A 10,098-nucleotide genomic window follows, 5' to 3' on the forward strand; every position below is an offset into this window, starting at 1 on the left:
CACCGATGTGGATCTCCCCCGGTACGCCGACGGGCACCGGGGCGCCCGCCGGGTCCAGCAGGTGGATCCGGAGGTTGCCGAGCGGCCGGCCGATCGGCACGGACCCGCCCGGCCGGGCCAGGTCCCGTTCGGCGTCCACGCGCCGGGTGACACAGCCGACGGACGCCTCGGTGGGACCGTAGCCGTTCCACAGCGTGGAGACCCGGTCGAGGAGCCGCCGGGCCAGGGCGGGCTGGAGCGGTTCGCCCACGCAGATCGCCTGGAACCGGCCGCCCTGCCATCCGCCGTCCAGCAGCAGGAGCCAGGTGGCGGGTGTGGCCATGAGCGTGGTGACGCCGAACTCGCGCATCATCTCCGTCAGGCGCGGGCCGTCGACCGCGACCTCCGACGGGGCGATCACCACGCTCGCGCCCCAGGCCAGGGGCATGAGCACCTGGGGGACGATGACGTCGAAGGAGATCGAGGCCACCGAGGCGACGACGTCGTCCCCGCCGAGGTCCAGCTGCCGGCCGCGGACCACCAGGTAGTTGACCACGCCCTCGTGCGGGACCAGCACGGCCTTGGGGCGGCCGGTCGAACCGGAGGTGTAGATCGAGTACGCCAGGTTGGCGGGCGTCGCGAGCGGTGGCAGCGGGTCCTCCGGCTGGGCCGCGATGACCCGGGCCTCGGTGTCCATCCGCACCGTGGCGGCGCCGTGGCTCGGGAGCCGGTCGGCCAGGGAGTCCTGGGTGAGCAGCAGCGGCACGTCGGCGTCGGCGAGCATGAACGACATGCGCCGTGCCGGGAGGTCCGGGTCCAGCGGCAGGTAGGCGGCGCCCGACTTGAGGACGGCCAGCAGGGCCACGACCAGGTCCGCCGAGCGCGGCAGGCAGACGCCGACCAGGCGTTCCGGCCGGGCTCCCCGGGCTCGCAGGTGCCGGGCCAACCGGTTGGCCCGGCGGTCGAGTTCCCGGTAGGTCAGCCGCTCGGCGCCGCAGCGGACCGCCACCGCGTCGGGGGTCCGCCGGGCCCGCTCCTCGACCAGCTCGTGCACGCAGAGGTCCGCGGGAAAGGGTTCGTCGGTGGCGTTGGCGGCCACCAGCAGCGCCTCGCGTTCGGCCTCGGTGAGCAGCTCCAGGCGCGAGACGGGACGGTCGGGATCGCCGGACGCGGCGTCCAGCAGCCGGAGGTAGTGGCCGACCAGGCGCTCCACGCTCGCGCGGTCGAACAGATCGGTGTCGAAGGCCACGGTCCCGGTCGTCCCGCCCGGGCCGGCCGGCCCGTCGGCGATCACCAGGCTGAGGTCGACCTTGGCCGTGCCGTTGTCGACCTCGATCCGTTCGACCTCCGTCCCCACCAGCCGGAGGGAGGCGGTCGGGTCGGACAGGCCGGCGAACATCACCTGGAACAGCGGGTTGCGGTCGAGACCGCGGGCCGGCCGCAGCTCCTGCACCAGCCGTTCGAACGGCACGTCCTGGTGCGCGTAGGCGTCCGCGGCGGTCCGGCGGACCCGATCGAGCAGCTCGGCGAAGCTCGGGTCGCCCGCGAGGTCGGTGCGGATGACCACGGTGTTGATGAACGAGCCCACCAGCGGGTCGAGTTCCGGACGGGTGCGGCCCGCGACCGGGGTGCCGACCGCCACGTCCGACTGCCCGCTGTAGCGGGCGAGCAGGACCTGGAACGCGGCGAGCAGCGTCATGAACATCGTCGCGCCGTGCCGCCGGCCCAGCAGCCGCAACCGCCCGGCCAGTTCCTCGGGCACGGTGAAGGTGATCCGCTCGCCCCGGCCCGCGCGGACCGGTCCGCGCGGGCGGTCGGTGGGCAGGTCCAGCGGCGACAGCCCGGACAGCTGTGCGCTCCAGTAGTCCAGTTGGCGCTGCAGGCGTTCGCCGGAGAGGCGGGCCCGCTGCCAGTGGGCGAAGTCCGCGTACTGGATCCGCAAGGGCGGCAGCTCGTGCTCGCGGCCTTCCAGCCGGCTCCGGTACATCGCCGACAGGTCGTCCCACAGCAGCGGCATCGACCAGCCGTCGACCGCGATGTGGTGGACGACCACCACCAGGACGTGTTCGTCCTCGTCGACCCGCAGCAGTGCCGCGCGCAGCAGCGGCGCGGTGGCCAGGTCGAACGGGCGCAGGATCTCGGCGTGGACGAGATCGAGGACCAGCTGCGTCCGGCGGTCCGCGGGCTCGGCCCGGAGGTCCGTGACGGGCAGGTCGAGCGGCCGGGCCGGCTCGACCGAGGGGACGGGGCGCCCGTCCTGCTCGGGGAAGGCGGTGCGCAGGACTTCGTGGCGCCGCACCAGCTCGGTGAGGCTGTGGCCGAGGGCGGCCACGTCCAGCGGGCCGTGCAGCCGGAAGACCTCGTGGACGTTGTACATCGCGGGGCCGTTGGACAGCCGCTCGATCAGCCACATGCGTTCCTGGGTGAACGAGGTCACCTGCGCGCCCACCGGGCGGCGTGGGACCGCGTCCCCCGGCTCGCCCTCGGCGGCCCTGCTCCGGGCCGCGCGGACGCGTTGGTCCAGCAGGGCCCGGGTCGTGGCCGGAGTGGAGCCGGTCGGTCGGCCGGGCTCGGATCGACTGTGCGGTGCCTTCACGGGTGACGGGCCTTTCCGGCGGGGAGCGGTTCGGCTTCGGCGGTAAGTGGTGCGGATTCGGCGGGGCGCGGTTCCGCTTCGGCGGCGCCGAGGTCCGCCAGCAACGCCGCGTCGACGGCGTCGGCGAGTTCGGCGACGGTCGGGTGGAAGAACAGCAGGGTGACCGGCAGTTCGAGGTCGAGTGCCCGGCCGAGTCGGGACATGATCTTCGACGCGAGGAGCGAATGGCCGCCCAGCTCGAAGAAGTCGCCGTGCACGTCGTCCGGGGCGGCACCGAGCACCTCGGCCCAGGTCTCCAGCACGAGAAGCTCGGTCTCGGTCGCGGTCCTCGCGACGGGAGCGCCGGCCCGGTCGGCATCGGACTGCGGGGCCGCGGGCGGCACGGCGGGAGTGGCGGGGGCGGAACGGCTCGCACGGAGGCCGGGAGGGGTCTCCCACGCCGATATCGGCCGTTCGGGACTGCCGACGAGCTGGTCGAGCAGCGCCTCGAAACCCTCGGAGAGCCGCCGCACCGTGTCGCGGTCGAAGAGGTCGGTGGCGTAGCGGATGACACCGGTGATGCGGTCTCCGCGGTCCGTCAGGGAGACCTCGATGTCGAACTTCGCCACCTCGTTCGGTATCCGATGGTCGCTCACCTCGATCCCCGGGAGGCCGGACGGGAGCGCCGGCGGATCCTCCAGCTGGAACATGACGGTGAACAGGGGGTGCTGGCCGAGATCGCGTTCGGGCCGCAGCTCCTGCACCAGCCGTTCGAAGGGGACGTCCTGGTGGGCGTAGGCCTCCACCGCGCACCGCCGTACCCGGGCGAGCACGTCGGTGAAGCCGGGGTCGCCGGACAGGTCGGTGCGCAGGACGAGCGTGTTGACGAAGAAGCCGATCAGCGGCTCCAGCTCGATCCGGGTCCGTCCGGAGATCGGCGTCCCCACCGTCACGTCGGCCTGTCCCGTGCAGCGCGCGAGCAGGACCTGGAAGGCGGCCAGCAGCGTCATGAACGGCGTGACCTCGTGGGCGCGCCCCAGTGCGCGGATGCGGTCGGCGAGTTCGGTGGGGATCTCGATCTCGACCTGGTCGCCCCGGCCCGACCACACCGCGGGGCGGGCCCGGTCCGTCGGGAGCACCGACGGGCTCAGGTCGGCCAAGTGATCGCGCCAGTAGGCGAGTTGGTCCTTCAGCGCCGTTCCGTCCTGGTGGCCCCGTTGCCAGTCCGCGAAATCGGCGTACTGGACGGGAAGGTCCGCCAGGGCGATCGGCCGGCCTTCGACGGCGGCACCGTATCCGGCGGAGATCTCCTGCCACAGCACCGACAACGACCAGCCGTCACAGGCGATGTGGTGGATCACCAGGAGCAGCAGATGGTCGTCCGGGGCGGTGCGGATCAGCCGGGCCCGCAGCATCGGAGCGGTCCCGAGGTCGAACGGGGTCGCCGGATCGGCGGCCACCAGCTCCCGGACCCGCTGCCGGGCCTGCTCCGCCGGGGCGTGCGTCAGATCGGTGATCGTCGGCACGAAGGTCTCGACCGGGTCCGTGACGTGGCGCGGGCCGTCGTCGGTGTCGACGATCCTGCCGCGCAACACCTCGTGGCGCCGCACGACTTCGGTCAGCGCCCGGACGAGCGCGCCCTGGTCCAGCCGGCCGCGCAGGCGAACCGCGGTCGGGACGTTGTGGTCCGGCCGGCCCGGCCGCAGCCGGTCGAGGAACCACAGCCGTTGCTGGGCGAAGGACAACAGGGTCGGAGCGTGCGCGCGCCGATCGGAGCCAGGCATGACGGATCCACCTTTCACGGCGATCGGGAACGCTCGAACGCCCCGGAAATCCCCTCGCCGATTCGCTACATCGCGATCAGTACGGCGGATAGTAGGCAGCTCCCGTCTCACTCCGCAAGACAGGAAACGGGGTTGCAGGCATCAAGACAATCTTTACGCCAGTCCACCGGATTCCTTATGTAGATCGAACACGCTCGACGGCTAGCATCGGCGCGACCGGCCGCGAAACAGTCTCTGACGTGCCGTCATGACTCCGGTCGACCAACCCACTTCCGTGGGCGGGCGCCACGTGATAATTCTTCCTTCACCAGGTGGACGGCCGGGTGAGCCCCTTTCGTGCCGACCCCCTCATTGTTCCGAATGAGATCGGTGAACCCGTTGCATGAACTCATCCGTTGAATATGAACCCACTTCGTTTGCATGAACTCGGAGAAGGCATGACGCAGCAGCAGAGCCTGGTGGGTTCATTCGTCTCGCACGCCACCGGCCACCCCGGTGATCCGGCGTTGGTGTGGCGCGGAGAAGAGACGACCTACGGTGAACTCCACCGACTGGCAGAGCGGGAGCGCGTCCGGATCAGCCGGCTCGCCCCGGACGAGCACGAGCCGATCGGCATCCCGGCCGCCAAGTCGCCCTCGACGATCGCCCTGGTGCTCGCCTGCCTGCTCGAAGGGCGGCGCTTTCTGCTGCTGCCGGCGCCCACGCCGGAGGGGGGAACGTCCCACGCGCTGGTGGAGCGGGCCGGAATCCGGCACGTCCTGACGCCGGACAGCGCCCCGGCGCCCGGACCGGGCACCGTGGACCGGCCTGCGGAACCGAGGGCGCCGCGCGATACGGAGCCCGCCGACATCTCCTTCATGTTCACCACCTCCGGTTCCACCGGGCGGCCGAAGATCGTGCCGCTGAGTACGGGGGCGGTGGACCGCTTCACCACCTGGGCCGGCGAGCGGTTCGGCATCCGTCGGGGGACCACGGTCCTCAACTACGCCCCGCTCACCTTCGACCTGTGCCTGCTGGACATCTGGACCACGCTCAAGTACGGCGGCCGCGTCGTCCTGGTCGATCCGGCCCGGGCCACCCACCCGGGCCACCTGCTGGACCTCGTCTCCCGCCACCAGGTCCAACTCGTCCAGGCGGTACCGATGTTCTACCGGCTGCTGGTCGACGCGGCCGCGGCGAGCGGCCGGCGGCTCGACACGGTCGAGCACGTCGTCTTCACCGGTGACAGCCTGCCCGCCCGCTGCCTGGCCGAACTGCCGCGTCTGTTCACCGGCGCGCGGCTCTACAACGTCTACGGCTGCACCGAGACCAACGACAGCTTCCTGCACGAGGTCGACGGCACCGAGCCGGCGGACGGCCCGGTGCCGATCGGGCGCCCGCTGCCCGGCGTCCACGCGGTGATCGTCGATGCCGACGGCGGGATCGTGACCGGGCCGGGAACCGGCGAGCTCCATGTCGCGACGCCGTTCCAGACCGCCGGCTACCTGGACCGGGACCAGAACGCCGACCGGTTCGCGACCCACCGCCACGCAGGGGAGACACGGCGCTACTTCCGCAGCGGCGACCTCGTGCGGCGCGAGCGGGACGGCCGCATCACCCTGGAAGGCCGGAACGACCACCAGGTCAAGGTCCGCGGCGTGCGGGTCAACACCCATGAGGTCGAACAGGTGCTGCTCGACCATCCCGACGTGGTCGAGGCGGCCGTGCTGGCCGTGCCCGACCCGGTGGCCGGCCGCCTGCTGCGGAGCGTGGTCCGTCGCGCCCCGGACAGTCGGCTGAACTCGCTGGCACTGCGCCGGCACTGCGCACAACGGCTTCCGCTCACCGCGGTCCCCTCGACCCTGCTGATCGTGGACGACCCGCTGCCCAGGACGTCCACCGGAAAGATCGACCGCACGCCCATCGAGCGCACCTGCTCCCCGTCCCAACTCCAGTCCCAGTCCCAGTCCAGCGAAGGAACGGCCACGTGAAGCACGCCGCGACAGTCACCCGGTTCATCATCGAGGAGTTCCTGCCGGACGTCGGCGCGCACGAGCTGGACTCCGACTACGACCTCGTGGACGGCGGGGTCATCGACAGCCTCGGCCTGCTCAAGACGATCGCCTGGCTCGAGGACCGCTTCGACCTGCGCGTCGAGGAGTTCGACCTCGACCCGGACAGCTTCCGCTCCGTCGCCTCGATCAGCAGGTTCATCGAGGAGGCCCAGCCGCACCGGACGGACTCCCACTAGTCATGCACGAGGTACTGCGAGCGCTGATCGACCGGGACCGCACCGTCGACCAGGAGCTGTGGGGGTCCTTCTGGGACCAGCTGCGCGACGGCGCGCTGCGGTCCGGCGAGACGGTGGCGCTGCTGTCCTCGCTGTCCACCCGGATGCCCGATCGGGACACGCTGGTCGCGATGCTCCGCTCGCTGGACGAGCGGCGGCCGGCCGTCCCCGCGCGGCTGGACGGCGCGGCCAACATCGTCGGCACCGGAGGCGGGCCGGCCACGTTCAACATCTCCACCGCGGCGGCGTTCGTCGCCGCGGCCCTGGGCGTGCGCATCGTCAAGACGGGGTCCCGCGCCTATACGAGCAGCTGTGGCTCCCACGATCTGCTCGACCGTCTCGGCATCGGAAGGACCACCTCGTACGAGCAGACCGAGGACCTGCTGGAACGCTTCGGGATCGCGTTCCCGGGGAACTTCGTCTATCCGCGGGAGGTCGCGCTGCTGGCCCGGAGCATCGTGCCGATGGACCTGCGGATGATCGGCGGATTCATCAACTCCGTCGGCCCCTTCCTGGCCGCGGTGCCGGTCTCCGCCCAGCTCGTCGGCGTCTCGGACCGTTCGCTGGTGCCGACTCTGGGCGATGTCGCCGCCACCGTCGCCGGCCGGAGGATCTGGCTGTGCTCCAACGAGCTGGGCATCGACGAGCTCGTCAGTTCCGTCGACAACGTCGTCCTCACCAATGACGGCACCGACGGCATCCGGCTGCCGGCCGAGGCTCCGGGGACCGGGACCGGGACCGGGACCGACGCGATCGCCGGACTGCGGCCGGCCGGAAGGGGCGAGGACGTGGTCGACCACTTCCTCGGCGTGCTCTCCGGGGAGGGGACGGGTCTCGCGACGCGGACCGTCCGCCTGAACGCCGCCGCGCTGGCCGTCGCGAGCGGGCTGATCGACGGGTGGCCGGAGGCGATCGGGGCGGCCGATGACGCCCTGCGCGGCGGCGCCGCCCGCGAGCTCGTCGAGCGCCTCCGTGCCCGACCGGCGCGCCGCACGGCGGCCACGGCGCGTGCGCGGTGAGCGGGTTCTTCGCACACCGGCCGCCGGACCGGCCCGGCCTGGCGATGTTCCTCAACGCCGGAGACCCGCCGCTGCCCGTACTGGCCGACGTCATGCGGATGCTCGACGACTGCCGGGTGGACTGCCTGGAGCTGGCGGTGCCCTTTCCCCACTCGGTCACCGACGGGCCCGTCATCCGCCGATCGGCGCAGCGGGCCCTGGCCGACGGCGGCGGACTCGACGAGGTGCTCGACTTCCTCGGCGGGATCCTGCCCCGGCTGCGCCACCTGCGGGTGGCCCTGCTGGCCGACTGGAGCCACACGGTCAGGGACCTGACCGTGCCCGGCTTCGTGCGGCGGGTCGCCGACTCGGGCGTCCACGGGCTGCTGGTCCACGGCCTGCCACCGCGGCTACGGGCCGGCTGCCTCGAAGCGGTGCGGGAGGCGGGGCTGCCCATGGTCGCCACCTGCTACGCCGCGTCGACGGCCGAGGTGAAGGCCGCGGCCGCCGAGTGCGCCACCGCGTACCTGTACCTGGTGGCCCACTACGGCCGCAGCGGCGGCAGGCTCACGGCCGACCGCCGGGAGCTGGCCGCCGCGCTGACCGAACTGCGGACGGCGACCGCCGTGCCGATCGCCGTCGGATTCGGCGTCCGCTCCGGGGCGGACATCGCCCTGCTGCACGACCTCGGCGCCGACGCCGCGGTCGTGGGCAGCGCCGGGGTCGCCCGGATCGAACAGGCCCTCGCCGAAGGGGCCGACGTGGTCGAGGAGTTCCACACCTTCGTGCACACCCTTTCGCCGTGTTCAGCCAACCACTAGGAGGCACACCCGATGATCGTCCGACGCCTTGACGAAGCGAAGACCGTGGACTGGGGCAACGGGCTCAGCCGCAGGTTCCTTCTCGAATCCGACGGCCTGGGCTACACGATGACGGACACCACCGTCCGCGCCGGCACCAAGTCGAGGCTGGAGTACCGCCGCCACCTGGAGGCCTGCTACTGCATCGAGGGAACGGGCGAGGTCGTGGACGCCGACGGCACGTCCCACCCGATCGAGCCGGGCACGCTGTACGCGCTCGACCGGCACGACGCCCACTTCCTGATCGCGAGCCAGGACGAGGACCTCCGCCTGGTCTGCGTGTTCTCGCCCGCGCTGCGCGGCGACGAACGCCACAACCTGGACTCAGCCGATTTCTCCGAGTACTAACAGGACCGACAGGACTGACGGGACCGACAGATGATCAGGTGGAACGCCGACCAGATCGCCCTGGGCGAGGGGATCGCCCAGTGGTGCGAGGAACTCAGCTCGGGCCATCTCGAAGGGGACGCCGAAGGCGCCTTCCCGTGGGACAAGTGGAAGCTGATCCGGAGGTCCGGAATCCTCGGCCTGCCGTTCGACGAGCGGTGGGGCGGGCTGGGCCAGGATCTGCTCACCACCATGCACGTGCTCGAACAGCTCGGGACCGGATGCCGTGACGGCGGACTGAACTTCTCGGTCGCCACCCACCTGGTCGGCGCCGGGGTCCCGCTGCAACGGTTCGGCTCACCGGAGCTCAAGGCGCGTTACCTGCCGGGGATCTGCTCGGGAGAGACGATCGGGGCGCACGCGATCAGCGAGACCGAGAGCGGCTCCGACGCGCTGGCGATGAGGACCACGGCCACCCGCGAGGACGACGGCTTCGTGCTGCGGGGCGGCAAGTCCTTCATCACCAACGGCCCGGTGGCCGACGTGTTCGTGGTCTACGCGCGCACCCACCCGAACGGCGGCCCGCTCGGCATCACCGCCTTCGTCGTGGAGCGGGACACCCCGGGGCTCGTCGTCGGGCCACCCGTCGCCACCATGGGGCTGCGGACCGCTCCGCTGGGTGAACTGCACTTCGACGACTGCAGGGTCCCGGCGTCCGCCGTGATCGGCCGGGTCGGATCCGGGTTCCTGGTCCTGGACCACGTGATGAAGTGGGAGATCCTCTGCTCCTTCGTCATCAACACCGGGCAGATGCGGTACCGGCTCGACCGCTGCGTCGAGTACGCCAAGGAGCGCGTCCAGTTCGGCCATCCGATCGGCTCGTACCAGTCGATCTCCCACAAGCTCGTGGACATGGGCATCGGCCTGGACACCGCACGGAAATGGCTCTACGACACGGCGGTTCGGCTGACGGAGGGCGAGAACGTCACGAGGGACATCGCCGTCAGCAAGCTCGTCGCCAGCGAGAGCAACCTCTCCTCCGCACTGGCCGCCGTGCAGATCTTCGGCGGCAGCGGGTACCTGGCCGAGTACGGGCTGGAGAAGGACGTGCGCGACGCGGTCGCCGGCCCGATCTACTCGGGCACCTCGGAGATCCAACGCAACCGCGTCGCCGCCATGTTGGGGCTGTGACGCCTGATGCTGGTCAAGATCTGCGGAGCCGCCTCGGCCGGGGACGTGGCCTCGCTCGACAGGGCCGGAGCCGACCTGGTCGGCCTGTGGCACGGCATACCGGGGGGTCGCACGG

The 10,098-nt window shown here is 71.7% G+C and carries 8 protein-coding genes; 6 read left to right on the top strand and 2 right to left on the bottom strand.

The genetic code is table 11. The features are described 5' to 3' along the window. Together ACIQOV_RS11790 and ACIQOV_RS11795 are read right to left on the bottom strand one after the other, a co-directional pair. Positions 1-2,416: condensation domain-containing protein (locus ACIQOV_RS11790; RefSeq protein WP_401047650.1), on the bottom strand; the 2,416-nt coding region annotated here is incomplete at its 3' end. Positions 2,417-2,571: 155 nt separating this feature from the next. Next, positions 2,572-4,338 (bottom strand): condensation domain-containing protein, encoded by a 1,767-nt coding sequence (locus ACIQOV_RS11795; RefSeq protein WP_401047653.1) that lies wholly within the window; start codon positions 4,336-4,338, stop codon positions 2,572-2,574. A 437-nt stretch (positions 4,339-4,775) separates the two neighbouring features. Between ACIQOV_RS11795 and ACIQOV_RS11800 the strand changes: the two genes are divergently transcribed. The 6 genes from ACIQOV_RS11800 to ACIQOV_RS11825 are packed head-to-tail and all read left to right on the top strand — an operon-like array spanning position 4,776 to position 9,983. Then, complete coding sequence (locus ACIQOV_RS11800) at positions 4,776-6,308, top strand: AMP-binding protein (RefSeq protein ID WP_401047656.1); 1,533 nt, start codon at positions 4,776-4,778, stop codon at positions 6,306-6,308. Next, positions 6,305-6,568, top strand: coding sequence for an acyl carrier protein (locus tag ACIQOV_RS11805; RefSeq protein WP_359908886.1), 264 nt, complete (start codon positions 6,305-6,307; stop codon positions 6,566-6,568). The genes ACIQOV_RS11800 and ACIQOV_RS11805 overlap by 4 nt, the downstream gene beginning before the upstream one ends. Positions 6,569-6,570: 2 nt before the next feature. Beyond that, positions 6,571-7,626 (top strand): anthranilate phosphoribosyltransferase, encoded by a 1,056-nt coding sequence (locus ACIQOV_RS11810; protein ID WP_401047659.1) that lies wholly within the window; start codon positions 6,571-6,573, stop codon positions 7,624-7,626. Then, positions 7,623-8,426, top strand: a complete 804-nt coding sequence (gene trpA / locus ACIQOV_RS11815; protein ID WP_401047662.1) for a tryptophan synthase subunit alpha — start codon at positions 7,623-7,625, stop codon at positions 8,424-8,426. Before ACIQOV_RS11810 ends, trpA begins: the two co-directional genes overlap by 4 nt. 12 nt (positions 8,427-8,438) lie before the next feature. After that, a complete protein-coding gene (locus ACIQOV_RS11820) occupies positions 8,439-8,813 on the top strand; it encodes an ectoine synthase (protein ID WP_380550362.1) in 375 nt (124 codons plus the stop codon). Between the two features lie 30 nt (positions 8,814-8,843). After that, positions 8,844-9,983 carry an acyl-CoA dehydrogenase family protein gene (locus ACIQOV_RS11825; protein ID WP_380550365.1) on the top strand — a complete coding sequence of 380 codons (1,140 nt, stop codon included), beginning with the start codon at positions 8,844-8,846 and terminating at the stop codon, positions 9,981-9,983. Positions 9,984-10,098 lie beyond the last annotated feature (115 nt).

The sequence above is a fragment of the Kitasatospora sp. NPDC091257 genome (assembly GCF_044757675.1).
Classification (GTDB): Bacteria; Actinomycetota; Actinomycetes; order Streptomycetales; family Streptomycetaceae; genus Kitasatospora; species Kitasatospora lactacystinica.

Coding starts and splice junctions, on each gene's coding strand:
- ACIQOV_RS11820 (WP_380550362.1), top strand. CDS start 8,439: ATGATCGTCCGACGCCTTGACGAAGCGAAGACCGTGGACTGGGGCAAC.
- ACIQOV_RS11810 (WP_401047659.1), top strand. CDS start 6,571: ATGCACGAGGTACTGCGAGCGCTGATCGACCGGGACCGCACCGTCGAC.
- ACIQOV_RS11825 (WP_380550365.1), top strand. CDS start 8,844: ATGATCAGGTGGAACGCCGACCAGATCGCCCTGGGCGAGGGGATCGCC.
- ACIQOV_RS11800 (WP_401047656.1), top strand. CDS start 4,776: ATGACGCAGCAGCAGAGCCTGGTGGGTTCATTCGTCTCGCACGCCACC.
- ACIQOV_RS11795 (WP_401047653.1), bottom strand. CDS start 4,338: ATGCCTGGCTCCGATCGGCGCGCGCACGCTCCGACCCTGTTGTCCTTC.